The 20,814-nt window shown below is 44.3% G+C and carries 22 protein-coding genes; 3 read left to right on the plus strand and 19 right to left on the minus strand.

Annotated features, from left to right (window positions below):
- Positions 1-80: 80 nt before the first annotated feature.
- Positions 81-1,361: an MFS transporter gene (locus ABU165_RS19335; RefSeq protein ID WP_009790806.1), complete on the minus strand. Its 1,281-nt coding sequence runs from the start codon at positions 1,359-1,361 to the stop codon at positions 81-83.
- Positions 1,362-1,503: 142 nt separating this feature from the next.
- Here ABU165_RS19335 and ABU165_RS19340 point away from each other — a divergent pair, with 142 nt between their 5' ends.
- From ABU165_RS19340 to ABU165_RS19350, 3 genes are all read left to right on the plus strand, one after another.
- A complete protein-coding gene (locus ABU165_RS19340; protein WP_311224420.1) occupies positions 1,504-1,929 on the plus strand; it encodes a VOC family protein in 426 nt (141 codons plus the stop codon).
- A 148-nt stretch (positions 1,930-2,077) separates the two neighbouring features.
- Positions 2,078-3,652, plus strand: coding sequence for a histidine kinase N-terminal 7TM domain-containing diguanylate cyclase (locus tag ABU165_RS19345; RefSeq protein WP_318060605.1), 1,575 nt, complete (start codon positions 2,078-2,080; stop codon positions 3,650-3,652).
- A gap of 71 nt (positions 3,653-3,723) precedes the next feature.
- A complete protein-coding gene (locus ABU165_RS19350; RefSeq protein ID WP_318060606.1) occupies positions 3,724-4,641 on the plus strand; it encodes a nuclease-related domain-containing protein in 918 nt (305 codons plus the stop codon).
- Positions 4,642-5,429: 788 nt separating this feature from the next.
- On the opposite strand, the gene ABU165_RS19355 is transcribed toward ABU165_RS19350, so the two are convergent.
- The 18 genes from ABU165_RS19355 to ABU165_RS19440 all read right to left on the minus strand — a co-directional run bounded on the left by ABU165_RS19355 (position 5,430) and on the right by ABU165_RS19440 (position 20,179).
- Complete coding sequence (locus ABU165_RS19355) at positions 5,430-5,891, minus strand: SRPBCC family protein (protein WP_318060607.1); 462 nt, start codon at positions 5,889-5,891, stop codon at positions 5,430-5,432.
- 223 nt (positions 5,892-6,114) lie between these two features.
- Positions 6,115-6,498, minus strand: coding sequence for a YhfM domain-containing protein (locus tag ABU165_RS19360; protein ID WP_318060608.1), 384 nt, complete (start codon positions 6,496-6,498; stop codon positions 6,115-6,117).
- 62 nt (positions 6,499-6,560) lie between these two features.
- Entirely contained in the window at positions 6,561-7,040 is a 480-nt protein-coding gene (locus ABU165_RS19365) for an NUDIX hydrolase (protein ID WP_129612296.1), read from the minus strand.
- A 1-nt stretch (position 7,041) separates the two neighbouring features.
- Positions 7,042-7,521, minus strand: a complete 480-nt coding sequence (locus ABU165_RS19370; RefSeq protein WP_318060609.1) for an NUDIX hydrolase — start codon at positions 7,519-7,521, stop codon at positions 7,042-7,044.
- 61 nt (positions 7,522-7,582) lie between these two features.
- Positions 7,583-8,824 carry an MFS transporter gene (locus tag ABU165_RS19375; RefSeq protein WP_198018088.1) on the minus strand — a complete coding sequence of 414 codons (1,242 nt, stop codon included), beginning with the start codon at positions 8,822-8,824 and terminating at the stop codon, positions 7,583-7,585.
- Between the two features lie 54 nt (positions 8,825-8,878).
- Positions 8,879-9,286, minus strand: a complete 408-nt coding sequence (locus tag ABU165_RS19380; protein ID WP_101547628.1) for a GNAT family N-acetyltransferase — start codon at positions 9,284-9,286, stop codon at positions 8,879-8,881.
- Between the two features lie 146 nt (positions 9,287-9,432).
- Entirely contained in the window at positions 9,433-9,879 is a 447-nt protein-coding gene (locus tag ABU165_RS19385) for a GNAT family N-acetyltransferase (protein ID WP_318060610.1), read from the minus strand.
- Positions 9,870-10,799, minus strand: a complete 930-nt coding sequence (locus tag ABU165_RS19390; RefSeq protein WP_101547627.1) for an aminoglycoside phosphotransferase family protein — start codon at positions 10,797-10,799, stop codon at positions 9,870-9,872. Before ABU165_RS19390 ends, ABU165_RS19385 begins: the two co-directional genes overlap by 10 nt.
- Before the next feature lie 59 nt (positions 10,800-10,858).
- Entirely contained in the window at positions 10,859-11,707 is an 849-nt protein-coding gene (locus tag ABU165_RS19395; protein WP_101547626.1) for a GNAT family N-acetyltransferase, read from the minus strand.
- Positions 11,708-11,730: 23 nt separating this feature from the next.
- On the minus strand, positions 11,731-12,678 hold the full coding sequence (locus tag ABU165_RS19400; RefSeq protein ID WP_101547625.1) for a Gfo/Idh/MocA family protein: 948 nt from the start codon (positions 12,676-12,678) through the stop codon (positions 11,731-11,733).
- Between the two features lie 109 nt (positions 12,679-12,787).
- Positions 12,788-13,678 (minus strand): phosphotransferase family protein, encoded by an 891-nt coding sequence (locus ABU165_RS19405; protein ID WP_318060611.1) that lies wholly within the window; start codon positions 13,676-13,678, stop codon positions 12,788-12,790.
- A gap of 10 nt (positions 13,679-13,688) precedes the next feature.
- Positions 13,689-14,405, minus strand: coding sequence for a class I SAM-dependent methyltransferase (locus tag ABU165_RS19410; protein WP_318060612.1), 717 nt, complete (start codon positions 14,403-14,405; stop codon positions 13,689-13,691).
- A 13-nt stretch (positions 14,406-14,418) separates the two neighbouring features.
- Entirely contained in the window at positions 14,419-15,471 is a 1,053-nt protein-coding gene (locus tag ABU165_RS19415; RefSeq protein WP_318060613.1) for an ArsR family transcriptional regulator, read from the minus strand.
- Positions 15,472-15,692: 221 nt separating this feature from the next.
- On the minus strand, positions 15,693-16,565 hold the full coding sequence (sdaAA, locus tag ABU165_RS19420; RefSeq protein WP_318060614.1) for an L-serine ammonia-lyase, iron-sulfur-dependent, subunit alpha: 873 nt from the start codon (positions 16,563-16,565) through the stop codon (positions 15,693-15,695).
- A 26-nt stretch (positions 16,566-16,591) separates the two neighbouring features.
- On the minus strand, positions 16,592-17,251 hold the full coding sequence (sdaAB, locus tag ABU165_RS19425; protein ID WP_318060615.1) for an L-serine ammonia-lyase, iron-sulfur-dependent subunit beta: 660 nt from the start codon (positions 17,249-17,251) through the stop codon (positions 16,592-16,594).
- 29 nt (positions 17,252-17,280) lie between these two features.
- Entirely contained in the window at positions 17,281-18,324 is a 1,044-nt protein-coding gene (locus tag ABU165_RS19430) for a PTS sugar transporter subunit IIC (RefSeq protein WP_101547621.1), read from the minus strand.
- A 39-nt stretch (positions 18,325-18,363) separates the two neighbouring features.
- Complete coding sequence (locus ABU165_RS19435) at positions 18,364-19,020, minus strand: helix-turn-helix transcriptional regulator (RefSeq protein WP_318060616.1); 657 nt, start codon at positions 19,018-19,020, stop codon at positions 18,364-18,366.
- 223 nt (positions 19,021-19,243) lie between these two features.
- Positions 19,244-20,179 (minus strand): methyl-accepting chemotaxis protein, encoded by a 936-nt coding sequence (locus ABU165_RS19440; RefSeq protein WP_318060617.1) that lies wholly within the window; start codon positions 20,177-20,179, stop codon positions 19,244-19,246.
- Positions 20,180-20,814: the final 635 nt, after the last annotated feature.

A 20,814-nucleotide genomic window follows, 5' to 3' on the forward strand; every position in this document is an offset into this window, starting at 1 on the left:
TTAAGCAACTATAATCCTATGCTTTCTTTTTGTCAACATAAAAAAACCAAAAGCTTTTCAAGCTTTTGGTTTTGGTTATTTTAAAAAATATTTCTGGCTAGTTTTAATGAATGTCCCTTTGATTTCCTTAAATAGACGAATAGGCACAAGAAGAATATCGCACCTGCTCCTCTCAGGACTGAAGAAACTGTCATAGCAGCATTCATGCCGGCCGCTTCAAGAAGGAATACACCAAACTGCGGCGCAATGAAGGCGACGAGGGCCAGCAGAATATTATAGTTCGAAATACAGATGCTGCGTGTTTCCTCTTCAGTTACCTCCAGCAGCTGGTTGAAGAGCAGCAGCACGGTGCCTGAAACAAACAGACCGGAAAAGAAATTGACGATAACCAGATACACCATATTCGGCGAGAGGATTGTCAGCACAGGTGCCGATGCCATACCCAAAGATACAAGAATCATCATTTTCGCATTAGTGTGTTTATCAGCCATCCTTCCCCACCATTTAAAGCTCACAATCTGGGCAAGCTGATTCGCAACAGTGAAAAGGCTGATCCAAAGTGCCGTGGCGCCGGCAATTTTGATCTGATAGATGCTGAAAAGCGACCAGGCCATCTGCCACCCGAAATTAAAGAAAAGACTGCAGATGATAAAAAACAAGAAAGGCTTGTGCCTGAAAACATGAAGGCCGATGCTTAGTTTTTTCTCCGCTTTCCTGCTGGACTTTGGCTCTTCATGCTTGAACAAATAGTACACTTCCGCCAGTCCAATCAAAAACGCGGCTAAAAATAAAACCTGGAAAGGCAGAGAATTGGACTGGTCAAACTGCTGCAGAAGAATGCCGATGGCGAAAGTTGAAAGCATGCCGACAATGGTCATTACTTTGTTCCGCTCGGAGAAGAAACCGCTCCGGCGGCTGTCAGGTATCAGATCGCCGATGAAGGACTGCCAGCTCAAATTGGCAATCGAACCTGGAAAATTCATCAGGCCGACAAGGAGGACAAATATCCACCCTCTCATCTCCTCAGGCAGATACACAAGCAAAAACATCGCTAAAAGGAAAAAACGCGCGGCCAGGAAGGAGTATGCAGTAAGCCGCTTCTTTTCTTCCATCCTGCCTATAAGCAGGGAGCCGATCACCATGGCAAAAATTCCTATAAACTGAGGCAGGGAGCTGATCAATCCAACCTGGTAGTTCGAAACGCCAAGTACACTGATCGCAAACAGAGGAAAATAATTGGTGCTGATGTTCAAAATGACAGTAGTAGCAATCCCATTGCGGATGCTGAGCTTCTCATTTGCATCGACAGCCGAAGCTGATCGGGCCATATATACATCTTCTTTCATTGTAGAATTTTTCATAAACAATAATTTCCTTAGCTATCATAGTCTCTCAGCAAAACCGTTGCAAGTGCTTTTTATACATTTTTTGTGAATTTTTCAGATGAATTGTAAACAAGGCTTCCATCCTTTACACTGTTAGGGAATGAAAGGAGCCATACTTGTGGAAAAAATAATGGATCATATTGGAATAGCCGTACGAGATATAGACAGCACCCTCAAATTTTACACACACATATTGGATGCTGAACTGATTGACAGATATGTAAGTGAAGCAGCAGGAGTCGAAAGCGAAGTCTGCATACTAGAGGTTAATGGCGACCGGATCGAACTCCTGGCACCTACCAATAATACAACCTCCCCCATCGCCAGGTTCATCAAGCAAAAAGGGAAAGGCGTCCACCATATCGCCTACCGGGTGCCTGATTTAATGGAGGCAATCGCTGACCTGAAAAACAGCGGAATCCGGATTCTTGAGGATTCCCTCAGGACAAACAAGCATGGCAGGAGGCTCGTGTATCTGAATCCTGCTGATACAGAAGGAACCATCATTGAGTACTGTGATTATCCAGGGATCGCAAATGAATAAGCAAAACCGCCTTCTCAGTTAAAAAGGAGGCGGTTTTTTCTTTTTCATCCTTTAAATGACAAAAGTCCTTTCCTGTCTCATAGGTCTTCAAGTATACTTTATATGATTAATAATCTATCAAAAGATTTATTCTACTGGAGTATATAACATGACCAATGAATTGATTTTATATAAATCGCTAGTCGCTCTTTCAGGAGTTTTGAGCTTATGTTTATGCCTATTTGCCTTCTATAAGCTAAAAGGCGCTCCAGGTGTTAAACCATATATCATCGCGACCATCTTATCGTCGCTCTTTTCCTTTTTCTATGTATTTGAACTGTCCAGTTCCACACTGAAGGGCATCAAACTATGGTTAAGTATGGAATATCTTGTCATGCCCTTTATTCCTGCCTTTATCTTCTTAATGTGTGCTGAATATGCCGGGCAAAAGCTGAAGCCCTGGGTCATTTATATTCTTTTCCTTTTACCCAGTGCAACCATCTTCATGCATGCCACAAATGGCCTTCACCATCTGTACTATAAGGCTGTTGAGCTGAGAAATGATGCCCCCTTCCCGATTGCCGATCTGGAATATGGCCCTTTCTTTTATGTTCACGCTTTTTATATGTTCATCTGTCTGACGGTCAGTGTCCTGACATTGCTTCTTCGGCTAAAAGGTGCATCCCTCCTGTTCAGAATCCAGTTAATGGCCATGGCTGCCGGTCTGGTATTCCCGATTCTTGCAAATTATTTTTACTTAAACGACCTGAGCCCCTATGGCATTGATCTTGGACCCGTTTCCATGAGCTTATCTTATCTTTTCCACTGGGTCGCTTTGATGTCTTTCAAAATGTTCGATGTTACCCCGATATTAAGAGATACTGTTTTTGACAGAATGAAAGAAGGCGTGATTGTCCTGAACCGGAAGGGAGCCATCCTTGATTACAACTCAGCGATGGTTCCTATCATGCCCTTCCTCAAGCCTTCTGTGATCGGCAAGCCATTTAAAGAGGCATTTTCCGGATTCCGCATACTTGAGGAAATTATAGAGAATGGGATGGACTGCGATTATGAGTGGATTCAGGATGGAAAAAAAATCCACCACCAGGTTCAAATGTCAGATGTCGAGGATAAAAATGGCCATCAAATTGGGCGGATTATTTCATTTGTTAACATTACTGAAAAAATCCTGATACAGGAACAACTGAAGGAACTCGCTTCCATTGACGGCCTGACACAAGTTTACAACCGGACTTATTTTATGAAGCAATCGCTGGAATCACTGGGGGGCATCAGTCCCAATGGGGGGGATGTCTCCTTAATCATGTTTGACATCGACCATTTTAAAAAAATTAATGATGAATATGGCCATGAGACTGGGGATTTTGTACTCTCCCATGTTGCGAGGGTTGCCAAAGAGAGCATTCGCGCTGCGGATGTGATAGGCAGATACGGAGGGGAAGAATTTATCATTCTGCTCCCGGATACTTCCTTTGACGAAGCCTATGATTTAGCTGAAGCGATACGACTCAATGTTGCAGAACAGTACACCAAGTTGGGCCAGGTTAATGTGCATGCAACGCTTAGTTTAGGAGTTTCACATATGTTTCTTTTTCCGCAGGTTTTGGACGATCCTATTCAATTTCTGATGAGAGAAGCAGACCAGGCTTTGTATGCTGCCAAAAGGAATGGAAGAAATAATGTTCAGCGGTTTGTGAGGGAAACAGAGTTGACGGAAGTATAGGCGGGAACAGGCTTTTATTTGCACCTGTTCTTTTTAATTATGTTAAAATATGACAAAAGGAGTGATGATGATTGATTGTAAAAACCCGGACAGAACCCCGTGAGTTGCGTCTTTTCAGGGCATTGAATTCCCGTATGGATTTGTCAACTAAGGATGAGACTTACTATTCTAATTTAGAGAAAGGCTACCAGGGCGAACTTCAATTTGATGAATGGCTGCTCTCTGCAGCAGAAGGAGGCCTGATTTTAAACGATTTGCTGCTGGAAATGAACAACACCTTATTTCAAATCGACTCTTTGCTGATCACCGCATACATCGTTTATCTCTTTGAAGTCAAAAACTTCGAAGGCGACTTTGTGGCCGAAGGAGACCAATGGTTCACCGCCTCAAAAACCGAAATCAAAAACCCCCTCCTGCAGCTCAAAAGAAACGAGCAGCTGTTCCGCCGGCTCCTCCAGGAAATAGGCTGCAAAACCAAAATCCAATCCCACCTCATCTTCATCAACCCGGAATTCCAGCTCTATCAAGCCCCTCTCAACCTCCCTGCCGTATTCCACCCGCAGCTCAACCGCTTTGCCGGTCCTCTAAAGAAGGATACCTCACTGAAACTGTCATCAGCACATACCAAACTCGCAGACAGACTGGCCGCTGCCCACCTTGATAAATCACCTTTTTCATCTGTGCCAGAGTATGGGTGGGAGGGGTTGAGGAAGGGGATTGGGTGTAGGGGGTGTGGGGTGCTGTATGAGTACTTTGATGGGAAAAATCTGAAATGCAATCACTGCGGAGGAAAAGAAAGCTATGCCACAGCGATTATACGTGCTGCAGAAGATTATAAGCTACTTTTTCCGGATAGGAAAGTAACGACTAATGGTATTTATGAGTGGTGTGAGGTTATTAAATGCAATAGAACCATTCGGAAGGCACTATCCAGCCATTATGATTTAAAAGGACATGGCTATTCTTCTCACTTTATAGAGCGCAGTTAGACTTTCGGGGATTGAAGTAAGGATATATGAAAAGGTGTTGAGTAGTAGTACAAGGTTTCTGGTTTTCATCGTGGAACCTCTTTTTAAATTTTCAGTATTTAGTTTGTTTTTACTCTTAATACTAGTTAAGTTGAGTGACTCTTCTCTTCTTGATATACTCTGATTCAGGTTTACTCTGGCTAGTGTTACTCTTACTTTCTTCATGAGGGACTCTCGTCTAGTTTTCTCTGGTCGGAGTGATTCATATCTTCTTTTTGAGGCACTCTAGTCTAGTTTTCTTTGGCCAGAGTGATTCATATCCTCTTTTTGAGTCACTCTAGTCTGGTTTTCTTTGACCAGAGTGACTCATACCCTCTTTTTGAGGCACTCTAGTCTAGTTTTCTTTGGCCAGAGTGATTCATATCCTCTTTTTGAGGCACTCTAGTCTGGTTTTCTTTGGCCAGAGTGATTCATATCCTCTTTTTGAGGCACTCTAGTCTGGTTTTCTTTGACCAGAGTGACTCATATCCTCTTTTTAAGTCACTCTAGTCTGGTTTTCTTTGACCAGAGTGACTCATATCCTCTTTTTAAGTCACTCTAGTCTAGTTTTCTTTGATTAGAGTGACTCAAATCTTCTTTTTGATGCACCCTAGTATACTTTTCTTTGGTTAGAGTGCTTCATATACTTTATTTAGGATCTCTGTCAGATATTTTTTGACTGTGGAGACGCATCCTGTCTATTATTCTCTTTTTATTTTGATTAAATGTCATGATCTTTTACCTGCCTAACCCCATCATTTTGTTAGAACCTAAAGCCCTCCCCCCTTCTCAGCCAACTCCCTCAACCCCTCAGCCCTAAACACTATAAACTCCCGCATATACCTCTCCAAAAACAGCTTATCAGCAGCAATTCCCAGCAGTCCCAAAGGCGATTCATATTGGAAAGTATCAAGCATCACCGTTCCTTCAGCTTCCTCGAAAAATTCATGAGTATGAACAAACGACTTGAAAGCGCCTTTCACCATGATATCGACAAAACGAAAAGGCTTTTCCATAACTGTCACTTTGGCCGTCAGCCTCTGTCTGATACCGAAATGCACGGCCTCCCAAGTTACCATATCGCCTTTTTCAAGCAATCCGCTGGTCACTCCTCCAACTGCCCTTTCCTGTGTTCTAGATGTTGTTTGCGTATGTACTTCAACACTTCTGGCAAGGTCAAAACATATTTTAATTGGTGCTTTGATGAATTGTGAATGTCTGATGATTGGCATAATGGAGACTCCTCATTTTTTTCATTAACACTATTTTAACTCAACAACAAAAAAAGGACAGTCTTCCAAAGAGAACTGTCCTTTCCAGTTAAGGAGTCAAATAATTTTTCTAAATAACTCTTCTTCTTAATGAGGTGTATAGATATTCCTTGCATGGTCTCTGAAAGCTTTAACTAATACAGGATGTCCTTACCTGCAAGCAGCTATATCTGTTTGTACTCAGCTAAAAAAATAAGAACTTATCCTGCCTGCTTAACACTCTCCCAATCTTATCAACGGACCGACGGGAAAGCGCATAGATTTTATGTGTATCATCAATATTCATAATTGTCCCATGACCTTCACCAATCCAGAGAAAATAAATCTTATTCCCCATAGCTACTTTGTAATCCGGCTCCGCCATATCTGCGATACCAGGTTGTTTCTTAGCGTTCCTGAAGGCATTCCTAAATATCTGGACTGATTTAGTGTCGGAAATTGTAATGGACCTTTCCCCTTCTAATGCATGCATCTTATACACTTCCACTTTCTCAACCTTCTCCGGCCACAGGTTCCAGCCGGCTAAAAGAACAAATGCCGCCAAAATAATCAGGAGTCTTTTTTTCAAAAAAATCACCTCTAACAGGTTAGACGTTTTTCCATTCAAGAGGTTACTTCAAGATTTTTCGACTAGCCCTTCACTTCCCAATCATCATAGCACTCTGCATCAACACTCAGCTTTTTAGTCCTAAGCCATTCAAATGCTTTGAGCACCAATGGCGACGCATTATCCCAGCTTGCTTCATACTCAGCAAGCCACAAGGCTCCAAACGAATCCTGACCATCAAACTCCAGCGGCTGAGTCAGTCTGCCAGTCCCCTCGACTTCATAAAAAACACAGATATGATGCACATGGGTATATTCCTTCCAACCCCAAGGAAGCATGAAATCAATAACGCCGATATTCCGGATGAATTCTATCTCTAAGCCTGTTTCTTCAAGAAACTCTCTCCTTAAAGCCATAGCCAGGCTTTCTGAATCCTCAAGGCTTCCTCCCGGCAGATCATAGCGATTGGTGTATGGACCGCCTTTTTTGTTTATCACCAGGAGTTTGTTTTTCTTGAAAAAGAGGCCATACACACCATAAGCCCGGTGCATTTTTGATTTCATATCAGCGGGCTACCACCAGTTTGCCTGCACGTAAAAAGTCAGGAGGACTCTTTTTAGCAAAGTGTCTTTCCACACTCATCAAAACCGCATCATTCCCCGGCAATGAGGCGGTTTCAATCGCTTCCGCAAATGACATCCATCTATAAGCTGAATGTTCATGATTTAAGATAACTTCCTGATGCTCCGGAACATAGCCGACAAAAACAGGCGCCATGTAAATATAATTGTCTTTCGCAGAGTATATCTGATCGTATTGGTTGGATACATATAGATAGGGCAGCGAGATGCCTGTTTCTTCTTTTATCTCTCTTAAAGCCGCTTCCCAGGCGGTTTCACCATCCTCTATGCTGCCGCCAATATAGCACCAGGCATCAGGCAAAACAGTTCCGGCTCTTTTTAAAAGCAATACCTTGCTTTCCTTCTCAAGCTTTTTAATTAAGATTGCTGCAATGCCTGTGCATCTTATTGCGACTTCTGACATAGATATACCTCCGAAAAATTTGTTGGCTTTTTTATAACGCATAGGTTTATTTCGCAAGATACTATCCAACTTTGGTCATTTTAAGTTGGATTTCAGGGGTATCTTCAGAAATATGATAAACCCTCCAATAAACCCCCACCAAAAAAATCCCCATTCCTACAAAAATAAAAGTAATCCCTATTTCCGGTATATATGCCATTGCCCAGATAAATAAACTGGAGATCATCCCTCCAACCGCCCCCACCAGTCCAAGGACTGATAGATGCTTTCCTCTTGAATGGGCAGGAAGCGATTTAGCGGTGATGGCCTGAAGGGTTGGCAGATAGATGAGCCCGCCGGCAGAAATGAAAAGCATACCCAGCATTAAGAGGGCTGGATGAATGAAATAGCTTAGGCAGATATAGCCCAGTACAAAAAGCAGCAAGCCCAGCATGAGGGACATTTTTTCCGAAAGCCTTTTGGTCAGTTTGAATATGAAGCCTGCTGCTATGGTGATGATGATCGTTTCTTCCAGATTTAAATAGCCGATCATCTTGTATCCTGAAATATCAATATCCCCAACAGGATATTTTGACACGATCCTGATGCTTAAATAATTGGGGAATTGTTCTTTCAATATATTGATAAGCAGCTGTCCTATGCATAAGAAAAGAAATAATTGTGAGGCAAAAATACTTAGTTTCTTTGCCGGTGCGGCTGGCAGCTCAGTGATTGCATCAGCAGCTTTAAGAGGAATGTCTTTTATCAGCAGGGAGGTCAATACAGCGGATAATATGGAAGTCAGGCCAACTATAAAGAACAGCATGGAAGAATGATTTTCAAAAAAGAATCCGCCCAATAAGCTTCCGCCGGCAAATGCAGTACTTGTAATCCACATAAAGTAGGTATAGATGATTTTTCTGTCCTTCTCATTGCTCGCATCAATGATCAAAGCAGAATAGGCGGGATTTGAGGCACTTTCAAAGAAATAAATAAAGCTGAATGCAACTACAATGGGAATGGCGTAAAAATGGTGGAGTGAATCAAAACAGTACACAATTAAAAAGCCGATTCCAGTCATCATTTCACTGGTGATGATGACTCTTTTCCGTCCGATCCGGTCAGCTGCTTGTCCGCCTAAAAGATATCCTATGATACTAATGATTCCAATGATGATAATCATCATAGTTGTTAAAGAAGGGCCAATTTTCGCTGCAAAATAGACAACCGTGTAAGGCATGACCATCGTATGAGCAAGCACGGTGAAAAATTTCAATAGCATTCTTACCCGGATGGTTACATCAAAAGATAAAAATTGTTTCATATATTTCTCCTCGCTCATTTAGAAAAAAGCACAGAGTATACCCCTGTGCTCCCCCTATTCTACACCTGATTGCCTCTCATAATTTCTGAATACCATTCCGCCGGCCCTAGTCATTCCCGCCTTCTCATAGAACGGAGCATGGGAATCATCACAAAGCAGATCAATCATATAAAGGCCATCAAGTTCTTTAAGCATCCTGTTTAACAGCTCTTTTCCTATCCCTTGGTGCTGATATTCCGGGAGGACTTCGAGCAATGGGATATACGCAGATAGAACATTGTCACTGATGGCAGTGATGAAGCCGGCTGCCTGCTCCGCTTTTTCATCAATGGCAAGGATCACTTTAAAGCTGTTTTCCAGCAATTTCAGATGCGTGTCCGGGGAGGGAGGATTCGGCCAATCTGCAAAAAAACCATTCAGCATGTCAGATGAAATGCCCTTTAAGGAAGATGTATAGATCATAAGAATTCAACTCCTGTCATTTATTAGGTATGTTGATTTCCCGGATCTCAATAAAATAATAAGAACACTGTCTACCTCCGAAATGTGTAATAAGGAATATTTCGACAAAAAACAGCCAAAACCTTTTTCTTCCATAAATAATTTTGCTAGTCCCGCAGCTTTTTCTCAAGGATGATTTTATGCATCCCTTTTTCATCTATGTATGTTTCCATTACATCAAATCCGTGCTTTATGTTCAGGATCAGCATGTCCCGCCACTTGTTCATCGTTTTTGTCCGGACCAGCCTGTACCCCCGCCGCTTGATATATTCATGCTGCATCTCCATCAGCCTGGAAGCAATTCCACTTCCTCTGAACTCCTCATCAACACCGCCGAGCCAGCTGTAAAACTTGCTCTCCTCTAATTCATAGCCCATCTTGTAGCCAATTACCCGTTCTTGACAGGCAGCAACTGCAACAAGCTGCTTAGGCTTATCAGCCATCTTACTTTCCAGCTGGCCCGATTCCCCGAAAATGGAAGCATGCAATGGAAGGATTTTGTCCAGCATTTCCTGTTTTGGCATTCCGGCATAAATTTGATAGTTTACTTCCACTGGCGCTGTCCCCCCTGATGCAAATCGTACCACTTAGGCCTCATTTTAGAAAAATAATCATGGTCTTCCAAAAACAGATACACTTTTTCCATCATCCCCTCAAGGTTTTCAGGGGTATGTTTTAATGTCCAGATAACCGTGGAAAAAGCACACATTCCCAGATAAACGGAATATAAGGTCCAAAACGCCTCTCCCGGTTCTTCCTGATCATGGTAGCCTTTTATTTGGCCAATTGAAAAAGGAATGCTTATATTACGGCTGAAGATGCCGATTTTTAGAAATTCATGTATCGGATCTCCCCAGTCAAACCGGTTAAAGTCAATAATGCCGGCCAGCCTTTTATTTTGAATAATCAGGTTACCAGGATGGTAGTCATCATGCTGAAAAAGGCTGGGACGTTTTTTCATCCTGTGAAGGTTTTTTTCAATAAACTGGATGATTTTATCATCATGTTTGATTTTTACACCGCATGAAGAATATGCTTCCATATACTTCTTATGCTTTTCTGCTTTCCTTTTATACCAGGAAGGCATTCCTTCAGGAGCATGAAGCTGATGCATTTTCCTCAATTGACTTCCGGCCTCTAACCCTATTGCATACTGATCCTGATCAGAAAGGAGCTTTATTTCTTCCTCCGCATCCTTCCCCTCGATAAAGGTGGTGATCATATATCCTCTCCCTCCTGCTTCGCCAATCTCTACTGGCTGGGAGCAGGGGATAGCATAACCATGCATTTTTTCTAAAATCGTGAACTCTTGTCTTTTTGATGGAAGTCCTGACAAATCAAAGAGCCTCAGAAGTAATTTGCTTTTATCCAAAGAAACCATATACTTCTCATCTTGTGAAAATCCTTTCTGTAAACGGACAATTCCGATGCTCTTCTTGAGCAGCGGTATTTCCTCTGCCAGCCTTTCCAGCATCCTGTCACCTCCGATGATAAAAAGGCCAAATCTCCGTGATTTGGCCTTCCGTTTTCAATTTAAACCCACTTCAGCATCACAGAATCAGCTGCCGGCTTATAGCCGATTTCCTGGTAGATATGATTGGAGGTTGGATTGGCTAAATCTGTGTAGAGTGAGCAAAACTTATAGGATTTCAGCAATTCCCTGCTCAATGCCGCCACACAGGCCGAAGCATAGCCTTTCTTCCGCTCCTCATCAGGCGTATAGACGAGATTGACAACAACACCATGTTTGGTTGGCCTTGCTTTTTTCGCCATGGAAACCGGCCTGCCATCCTTTAGCCATAAATAAAGGGATCTTTCCGAGATAAACTGCCGCGCCTTTTTCCTTCCCTCTTCTATGCTCAGGGTATTTTCAGGAGTGGCTCTGCTGAAATCGGATATCCAGCCTGCAGCGAGCTCCTCATCCTTTTCAGAAGCCAGTGCCAATGTTCCGCCTGCATATGGAAGATCGTTCACTTTCTCCAGGATATAAATCCTCTGATCCATCACAGTTTCGCTGCCTGCACCGGTCAATTTCTTCCATTCCGCTTCAGCCTTCCGCGCTGTTTCCTTTGGTGCCACGATTCCGGGAAAAGATATGTTTCTTTCAAAAAACTCGCGCAGGACCAAAGCAGCCGCTTCATCAGGAATGTCTCCTGCAGACCATATCAGATAGTGCGGCGGTGTCATGATCAGTGCTGCTATGATTTCTGCCTCCCTTTCTGCCAATGCTAGGAAGGGATTTTTATAAGGGCTGTCAGGTTCTGCAGCCTGGTACAGCAGCCCAAGCGGAAGATTGTTTTCAGCTTCACGTTTAAGCAGGAACCTTTCTGTTCTCTGCAGAAATTCCTGCGGGTTTTCATATATAGTAAAACGCAGACCCATTCTGCTTCCCCCAAGTCCTTTAATTATGTATTCAGCAGCTGCTCAAGGACTTCCTGCACTTTGTATCCTTGATTAAAGCTGACTATCCTTGCTTTTCCCCCATCAATGCTATGGCAGATTTCGCTGACAAGATCCATATCATTTTCACGCTCGACAGGCAGCATTTCTGCTTCAGCATCAATCGTGCTTTCAGCAAGCTGGCTCCAGTTTTGCAGATCAATGGTCCCTTTTTCTCCAAAAATCTTGAAAGAAATCTTTTCCTGCTGGCCGATCCCGCTCGCACCGTTGAAGACGACAGGAATATTCTCGCCAGCCGTCATTACTGCCACAAAACCTGTCTCGCATAAATCCGTATCTTCAGGATAGTCAACAAAGGAACGGACATCCTTAATATCGCCGAAAACGTCCATGATCATTTGGATATAGTGCGGCCCGACTTCGCGGATGAATCCGCCCTGCTCCCTGCCGGCGATCCAATTATTCTTCTGCCATTTCCTTGGCCATTCAGTGAAATGAAGATTTACTTCCACACGCTTAATTTCACCGAGCGACCCATCTGCTGCTTTTTCCTTGAAAAGGCGGAACACATTGCTGTACATCATTGGAAAATTGATTGCATTGACGATGCCGGCCGCCTCTGCAGCCTCTGCCATTTCCTTTGCTTCCTCAATTGAATTGGCAAGCGGCTTTTCACAAAGAATATGTTTTCCTTTTTTAATTGCATCCAAAGCGATCTGATGGTGGAATTTTGGAGGCACGGCTATGTATACTAGTTCGATTTCTTCATTATTTAATAGTTCCTCATAGTTGCTGTACAAAGCAACTTCCCCTAGTTCGCTTTTAAGAGCTTCGAGCCGGGTTTCGTTCGTATCGCAAAGTGCTGCGACTCTTGTTCCTTCATTATACTGAAAATTTCTCAGCACTCTCTCTCCGATGGCACCGAGTCCGATAATCCCCACATTTTTAGACATGCTAACACTCCTATTTCTAATCTTTTGACAATTTCTATTATAGCTTATTGCGGCTGAAATGGGGATTGGAATGTTTGAGCCTTTGTAGTTTACATAATAATATTATAAACTACAATAGATAGGCTATTCTTCTATGAAGCTCCTTAACTCTAAGCCCCGCTGCTTCCCCCTGTTTTGGATCAATGCTTTCAGTATGAAATAACACGGCAAGCATTGCGGCTGTATCAAACTGATAAAGATACTGAACAGCCTCTGGCACCCTTGCTATTTCCAACTCCGCCCCTGCATATCCCAGGATAAATTCATCTGTCAGAAGCCCATAATCTTTTATTCTCATAAGCTCCAGGACAGGATCTCCAATCAGCGCATTTGTCCAGTCGATGACAGCAGCCGCCTTTCCTTTTTGGAAAATAAGGTTTTCCGGCCGCAGATCCATATGCAGCAAACGCTTTTTCTGCTTGAATGAAGAAAGAATCCCGAAAATATCTTCCGGGTCAGGCAGCGGCAGGCTGCAATTCAGAACCCTTTCAGCTGCTTTTGCCCTAAGAGCAATCCTCTCAGCCAATGACTGGTGTACATCCTGCTCAGAGATGCCAGTCTCAGGCAAGATTTCAATGCTGTGCAGCTCCATTGCAATTCTTCCTATTTCATCAATGGAGACACTCTGATCTCCCTCCACAAATTCCTGAACCAGAAAATCGGCTGTTTCTCCAAGGTGAAGATGGCAGATGGCCGGCACCGGGAGGCCATACCTTCTGCCGTGGCCTGTCAATGCATATTCTTTCAGCAATCCCACCCTTGAATCGCTGATGGTATCTGTTTCCCTGTCAATCTGCCGGGACCAGGGAGTCCGGATGGCTACCTTGCCCCACTCAGGTGAATAGCCCTTGAACACGCAATTTTCAACACCAAACGCAAATGGCTCAATATCTGAAATGTGGATTGTTCCTTGGCATTCTTCTTTTACGTTCTTTAATAATCCTTTTATTCTCTCATCCATTACAGGTCTCCTATTCTTTCTTTTGAAAAAGCGCAGTTAGCAGGCCGGAGACACCGAACTCTGCATCATCCCCGTTCTTCTTTTTCATCGGTCTGATTTCAACTGCTCTGTAATCGCTGAATAAATGCAGAAGCTTTTCCTCTGTGAAGCCGAGTCCGCCCTTCATGCTGCGTTCTCTATAGACATCCCAGTCTGATTGAGCCGAGCCGCCCAGCTCACCGTTTTCTTCAAAGCATGTTAGCGCAAAAAAGCCATTTGGCTTCAGCCTCTCACGCAAGATGGCAAAGTAATCGGCTCTCCGGTGCGGCGGGATATGGTGAAAGCAGCCTGAATCGTAAATAAAATCGTATCCGGCAAAGCTCTGGTCCAGCTGGAAGATATCCGCTTCAACGAAAGTGATATCTACATCATTTCGCCGCACTCTCTCCCTTGCCCAACTCAGTGCTTCTTTAGAAGAATCTACAGCATCCACCGTGCACCCTTTTCCAGCCATGTAAATGGCATTCCTGCCTGGCCCGCAGCCGAGTTCCAGCACCCTGCCGGCTCTCACCTGCCCCGTATTGAAATAAACAGCCAGATTCTCATCAGGAACATTCCTGAAAAATGGGACTTGATTGCCCCTTCTTTCATAAAACTGGTCCCACTGAAATGAAGATTCTTCTTTCAGCAGGAAATCCAGCATGTTCATGACATCTTCTGCGGTTCTAATCGTTTCTAAGACAGACATCTTTCTTCCCCCTTTATTGCAGAGACAGTGATAAATCCGGGTAAAGTCCCTGCAGCTCGTTTATTTTTTCCTGCAGATTTGCAGAATGAAATCCGGTCTTAAACACTTTCTTATCCGGCAGAAAGGTGATGCTCGTTCCCGTTTCATTCGTTTCCCCTATGGGAACAACCTGGGCAAGAGCTTTTCCATACTGATATTCCTGCCTGTAAATCTGATGATCCTTTTTAATCAGGACTGTCAGCTTTTCTGAAAAAGCGTTGATTGCCGCAACAGGGATACCGGATTTTTCATTCGATGAATCTTCCAGATAGTTTTTCTCAACATCTGTCAGCACATCCTGGAGCCTGCTCATACTGGTTCCCTCCAGCAGGGAAACCGGGATGCCGCGGCCATCATCGGAAACAGTCGCACTTCCATCACTATGCAGGTATATATTTATTCTGGAAGCATGGCCGGCTTCATGCTCTTGGACTGCGTGATTGATAAGTGAAAACAGCAAGATGTTTGCATCAAAATTCCCTTCCATTTTCATGTTCATTTTTTCAGGATCTTCCCTGAGCGCTTCCAGTGCCAAATAGCGGCTGCTCTCAAACATTTCTGCTGCAGCAGCCAGTTGAAGAATTATGGGAAGAACTTTATCTGCTGCGATTGAATAGCTGCCTCCCCTTTCCTTCTGTTCAATGATGCCGGCATGCAGCAGCGGCTTCATATGGTGGTAAAGCTGTCCGGTCGTCCCCATTCCGAGTTCTTTTACTAATTCCGCTGCATTCTTCGGCTCCTGCAGGAGAGACTTGATTATTTCTATTCTTTGTTTGTGGCCAAGGGAAGAAAGAATATTTGCAAGTCCTCCGCTGTCTGGCGCCAGCACCTCCCCAAGAGTTTTGGACGCCGGCTTCCATTTTCTCCTTCCTTCATCGGTTGTTATTGTCCCGCTATAGGAGATACTGCTAGACAGGCTCTCTTCTTCACTTTCTTGGACCAAAGAGACTGCATCTATGCTGTCTGCTTTCTTTATAAGAATCTCCAGCTGCTGCTTGATATGGTTAAGTTCTTCTTTGAATGGCATAATGACCTCCTTAGTTCCGCATCACCTTATTATGTTATTACGTAATTACATAATAGCATAATATCTACAAATTATCTTGATTTTCAAAAAAATTTATTTGTTTTCAGCAAGGAATGTATTTTTTTATTTTTTGTTGACCATTCCGCTTGCTTACCACCATTAATAACGTTATAAAACAAAAAAATCCCCCGCTTATTAAAGCAGAGGATTTCTCCAGCATATTATTTTCCAAATATTTCAGCCTGCAGCCTTTTTCCTGTCGGAGTGGCAGCAAGCCCGCCCTCTGCTGTTTCACGCAGTGAAGATGGCATTGTCAGTCCAATTTTATACATAGCAATGATGACTTCATCGCATGGAATCCGGCTGGTGATGCCGGCAAGAGCCATGTCTGCAGCCGTCATGGCATTCGATGCTCCCATAGCGTTTCTTTTTACACATGGGACTTCAACCAGACCTGCAACCGGGTCGCAGACAAGGCCGAGCATATTCTTCAAGGTGATGGCCATAGCCTCTGCTGCCTGGGAAGGAGTTCCCCCTGCCAGCTCGACAATGGCAGCCGCAGCCATTCCGCTCGCTGAGCCCACTTCAGCCTGGCACCCGCCGGCAGCTCCAGAGATAGAGGCGTTGTTGGCAACAACAAATCCAAAGGCTGCTGATGTGAACAGGAATTCAATCATTTCCTGCCTTGATGGGTTCAGCTTTTCTTTTACTGCGAACAGGGTGCCAGGCACGACACCCGCTGATCCGGCTGTCGGTGTGGCACAGATGACGCCCATTGCGGCATTGACTTCGTTGGTGGCAACCGCTTTGCTGACAGCATCAAGCAGCAGGTTTCCGGATAAAGCTTTTCCGCTTTTGATATAATTCTGCAAGAGGACCGCGTCTCCGCCTGTAAGGCCGGAAACCGACTTGACGCCTTTCAGGCCGCGTTCGACCGCTTCTTCCATTACGGTCAGGTTGCGGTCCATCTGGGCAATGATCTCCTCGCGTGTCCGCCCTGATACTTCTATTTCCTGCTGAATCATGATTTCAGCTATTTTAACGCCCTTGCTTTCTGCAAGTTCGACTACTTCTGCTACATTGCGAAATAACATGGTATTCCCTCCCGGCTCCTAATCTTCTATTCTGCCATTCTGATGATTTGTGTGATATTAGGAAGCTGTTCCAATTCTCTGATCACGTCCAGATCGATGCGCTGGTCCACTTCAATGACCATCATTGCCATCTGGCCCTTTTCTTTCCTTGACACTTCCATATGCCCGATATTAATCCGGTGCATGGCCAGTACATGGGTAACGGCAGATATCGCTCCGAACTGGTCATTATGGAGAACAAGTATCGCAGGATTGCCGGACAGCTTGAGCTTAAAAGTGTTCAGCTCTGTAATTTCTATCGTGCCCCCGCCGATGGAGATGCCTGTCAGGTCAAGCTCATGCTTACCATCAGTCAAGTGAATGGATACAGTATTCGGATGGTCCATGACAGTGTCTTCTATTCTGAATTCGATGTCAAGGCCGGCTTCCTTTGCCAGGCCCAATGACTGTGGAATCCTTTCATCGAATGTGTCGAAGTCGAGAAGCCCGCCTACAATGGCCACATCTGTTCCATGCCCTTTATATGTTTTGGCGAATGAACCGTACAGGGAAATGACCGCTTTGTTTGGCATGTTTCCAAAAAGGGTCCTTGCCACCCTGCCGATGCGTGCAGCACCAGCAGTATGTGAGCTCGATGGACCAATCATGACCGGACCAATAATATCAAACGCAGATCTATATTTCATTTTGCAACCCTCGCAATATCAGATGATTTTCAGGCAACTTCCTGAACACTTTGGTTTTTTCCTTCTTTTAGTTCAGCTACGGTTCTTATTTTATAATTTTTAAACAAGATTGACCCAACAAGGCCGCTGACTGCTCCGGCAGCTGCACATGATAGGGCAATGATTGTCACTTTTACAGGGTCATTAAAACCATACATAACAGCCAGGCCGGCAATTGGAGTCGCTGTTCCTGTCGCATTATTGATCAAGCCTGACAAGGCAACAATAACGCCGGCAGCAGCGCCTCCAATGAAATTTGTCACATACACCGGAATTGGATTGGCTGAAATGATATGTGCCTGTGTCAGTGGCTCGATGGCTACGGAAATCGTTGTCTTGCGGTCACCGAATTTTAAGCGGCTGAACAGCACATAGTTCATGAAAGATGAGCCGAACACTGCGAGTGCCCCGATGGCCATGGGAACCCCGGTCAGCCCCAGCATGGCTGTAAGCGCCATGGAGCTTAATGGGGCTGTTGCCACGACAGTAATGACTCCTCCGAGTATGATGCCCATAAGAATCGGGCTGCTGCTGGCTGTTTCTGTAATGATACCGCCGATATTCAATAGTGTAGCATCTACAACAGGCTTTAGATATACGGCAATCAGCCTGACTAAAGGCGCCGCCACAATGATGGTCACAATTAAGTCAAAGCCCGCAGGCACTTTTTCTTCTATCTTTTTCACAATAAAAGCTACCAGATATCCTGCAATAAATCCAGGCAATAGTCCGAGCCCGGCACAAGATACCCCAAGCATTAAAGCATACACCGGAGAGACGCCGATTGCAAGCGCCACGAGTGCTGCAGCTGCAACTCCGCCCATGCTCCCGGCTGCATCCCCTACTTCCCCCAGGAAAGCAATCCCGAGGAGATCGCCCCCAACATATCGCTGAAAAGCTTCTACCAAAAAGGCAGCTACTGCAGCACTGGCAAGAGCCCCCATCGCTTTCATCCCTTTAGGTGCTTTAAAGCTGAATAGTGAAAAGAAGGCTAGTACAATTAATAATAAGACTGTTCCTTTTAAGATTTCCATTGCAAACACTCCTCTAAGCTGTCATAGTCCTGCTGCTGTTCACTGCTTTTGAAATTCACTTTCGGTGCGGATTTTCTGCAGATAGTTGTAGACCGTGAACTTGGAAACTCCCAGTACATTCGCTACATAATCTGCTGCTCCTTTTATTAAAAAGGCGCCTTTTTCCTCAAGCTGCCGGACGCATTCTACTTTTTCTTCCAGCTGCATGATAGAGGGAGATTTCTTAAACCCGTTAAGCACCTGTTCTACCATCCCGTGGATTACATCCTGCACAGACGAATAAAAATTCTCTTCTTTTGTTTCGCCCGAATGGATAGAAATAAAATCTTCTATTTCCCCTCCGAATTGCATGAATAGACTAATGTCGTAATTGATGCAAAGGGCGCCGACCACATGATTCTCCCCATCTCTCAGAAAAATGGTAGAGGATTTTAAAATCGCCCCTTTTTTTGTCTGTGTGCGGTAGTTTGGGATGTCATCAACTTTATCTTTTTTCTTTGCCAATTCATTCAGCACCAGATCTGTAATAGGCGATCCGATCTGACGGCCTGTCAGGTCGCCTGCTATATACACAAGCGAGTTCTTCAGGCTCGAAAAATCATGGACGGCTACTTCACAGCGCTTCCCGAACATGGCAACCAGCATGTCTGCTGTTCTCGAGGCTAAATCAAATACAGGCTTAGCAGACTCCTTCACAGCATTGCACCTCAATTCCTGTAATCGCTTTCAAATTATCGCAGGTTTATAATATCATAGATTCTATAATGTTAAAATAATTTTTTAACCGTTACAAAAAAATTGTAACATTCAAAAGAAAAAGAATCTCCATCAATGGAAATTCTCAGACTGTCGAGAAACTCTCGGCAGCTAAAACCGGCTGCCTGTCAGCAGGCAGCCGGTCTTCTTTCCCTTAAATTACTTACTTCAAAATGTCCTTGAACGCCTTTGCCCTGCTATCAAGCGATCGGGCTGCACTCTCTATGCCCTTGAATTCCGCCATTGCCTGTTCGTTCAGCAGCCTGTTTTTTTCAATTCCGTCCCTTGACTGCCTGGTTGCTTCACTGATATTTTTTACCTCGCCTGAAATGCCTTCGATATGGGCGTTCACTTCACCGATGGATTCCTGGACCCTGGTGGCAAGCTTTCTGACCTCGCCGGCAACAACATTGAACCCTCTCCCATGCTCGCCTGCACGGGCTGCCTCGATGGCTGCATTGAGTGCAAGAAGATTTGTCTGGGCAGCTATTTCGCGGATTGTTTTGACAATATCGCCAATGGACAGTGCCTGCGTTTTAAGAGTATCCAGCATTTTCAGATTCTCTCTTGAATCTCCAGCAAGCTTCTCGGATGCTTCCGCAGCTTCTTCGCTCCTGGTAATCCCGAGCTCGGCCCGATTTAGCAGCTCTCCCGCCATGTTTTGGAGTTCGTTTGCAACTGCAATCGTATTGCTTTCTCTTTCATTTATATTTGTAGCCAGTTTTACCACGGCGATGACATTTCCTTCTTCATCTCTCACTGGGGTATATGTAGCTTCAAGCCAAATCAGGTTTCCTCTCTTCGTCACACGCTGGATTTTTTCCTGAAAGCTTTTGCCGCTCCGTAAGTTTTTCCATAGTACAGAATAAGCGGGACTGCTGGCAAATTCATCTGTACAAAATTTCCGGTGATGCATGCCCTTCATTTCGTTCACATCATATTCCATGGTACTTGCAAAATGATGATTTGCCCATAGCACAGTGCCTTGCGGGCTGAACTCAATCATCGCATGTGACCTTTCAATGGCAGCCAATACGGCTCCCTCGTCCAGAACCTGTGATGTGCTTGGAATATTGTTAGCTGGGACAGTCAATGTCATGCTTTTCCTCTTCTCCTTATATTTAGGCCGATGCTTCTGCGGCAGAGTCTCCGAGGAAGCATGTCAGCCTGATCCTGCAGGCCGGCTGCACTGCCGGCTCCTGCTCATGAAAGCGCCGAAACATACGTAAACTCCACGCCTCCACCTATATAAGACTATTGTACTAGCCAGTGTAAGCAGTAAACAACCAGGAGTGTTCCGCTAAATGTAACAAAACAGCTACACAGCTAGATTTGACATGCCATTTTTAAAACTATTCTCTCACATCTCAAAATAGATTTTCGCCTTTCAAAGCAGGACTGTCTCTTACCCTCTGCAGGTTTGTCCCCGGCACTGAAAGGGAATAGAAATGGAAATAAACCGAGGAGGTATCCCGCTATGAAGAAATTGGTGAAAAATATCATTAAATGGGCTCCTATAGCCTATCCGATCGTGAAAAAAATGTGGGGAAAAAGGAAAGCGCGCCAGTTAAAAGCATCGTCATAGTTGTGAGTAATCGAAGGAAGTCGGGCCGGGAGACCGGCGCCTTCTTTTTTTATTGACAGCTTCAGGACTGGAGTAGACTTAAATGTTTTTTGTATAAGCAGATGCTTTGACCCATTCAGCCTGACTAGCTATAATAGCCAATATCCGCT

The organism is Cytobacillus sp. T106, assembly GCF_040492155.1.
Classification (GTDB): Bacteria; Bacillota; Bacilli; order Bacillales; family Cytobacillaceae; genus Bacillus_AB; species Bacillus_AB infantis.

What these genes read in the sequence shown, in the direction of transcription:
- ABU165_RS19375 (WP_198018088.1), bottom strand. Translation starts at nt 8,824, where the DNA reads ATGAAACAATTTTTATCTTTTGATGTAACCATCCGGGTAAGAATGCTA.
- ABU165_RS19335 (WP_009790806.1), bottom strand. Translation starts at nt 1,361, where the DNA reads ATGAAAAATTCTACAATGAAAGAAGATGTATATATGGCCCGATCAGCT.
- ABU165_RS19380 (WP_101547628.1), bottom strand. Translation starts at nt 9,286, where the DNA reads ATGATCTATACATCTTCCTTAAAGGGCATTTCATCTGACATGCTGAAT.
- ABU165_RS19400 (WP_101547625.1), bottom strand. Translation starts at nt 12,678, where the DNA reads ATGTCTAAAAATGTGGGGATTATCGGACTCGGTGCCATCGGAGAGAGA.
- ABU165_RS19430 (WP_101547621.1), bottom strand. Translation starts at nt 18,324, where the DNA reads ATGGAAATCTTAAAAGGAACAGTCTTATTATTAATTGTACTAGCCTTC.
- ABU165_RS19365 (WP_129612296.1), bottom strand. Translation starts at nt 7,040, where the DNA reads ATGAAATCAAAAATGCACCGGGCTTATGGTGTGTATGGCCTCTTTTTC.
- ABU165_RS19405 (WP_318060611.1), bottom strand. Translation starts at nt 13,678, where the DNA reads ATGGATGAGAGAATAAAAGGATTATTAAAGAACGTAAAAGAAGAATGC.
- ABU165_RS19395 (WP_101547626.1), bottom strand. Translation starts at nt 11,707, where the DNA reads ATGGGTCTGCGTTTTACTATATATGAAAACCCGCAGGAATTTCTGCAG.
- ABU165_RS19370 (WP_318060609.1), bottom strand. Translation starts at nt 7,521, where the DNA reads ATGTCAGAAGTCGCAATAAGATGCACAGGCATTGCAGCAATCTTAATT.
- ABU165_RS19415 (WP_318060613.1), bottom strand. Translation starts at nt 15,471, where the DNA reads ATGCCATTCAAAGAAGAACTTAACCATATCAAGCAGCAGCTGGAGATT.
- ABU165_RS19390 (WP_101547627.1), bottom strand. Translation starts at nt 10,799, where the DNA reads ATGCTGGAAAGGCTGGCAGAGGAAATACCGCTGCTCAAGAAGAGCATC.
- ABU165_RS19345 (WP_318060605.1), top strand. Translation starts at nt 2,078, where the DNA reads ATGACCAATGAATTGATTTTATATAAATCGCTAGTCGCTCTTTCAGGA.
- ABU165_RS19440 (WP_318060617.1), bottom strand. Translation starts at nt 20,179, where the DNA reads ATGACATTGACTGTCCCAGCTAACAATATTCCAAGCACATCACAGGTT.
- ABU165_RS19410 (WP_318060612.1), bottom strand. Translation starts at nt 14,405, where the DNA reads ATGTCTGTCTTAGAAACGATTAGAACCGCAGAAGATGTCATGAACATG.
- sdaAA (WP_318060614.1), bottom strand. Translation starts at nt 16,565, where the DNA reads ATGTTATTTCGCAATGTAGCAGAAGTAGTCGAACTTGCAGAAAGCAAG.
- ABU165_RS19355 (WP_318060607.1), bottom strand. Translation starts at nt 5,891, where the DNA reads ATGCCAATCATCAGACATTCACAATTCATCAAAGCACCAATTAAAATA.
- sdaAB (WP_318060615.1), bottom strand. Translation starts at nt 17,251, where the DNA reads ATGAAATATAGATCTGCGTTTGATATTATTGGTCCGGTCATGATTGGT.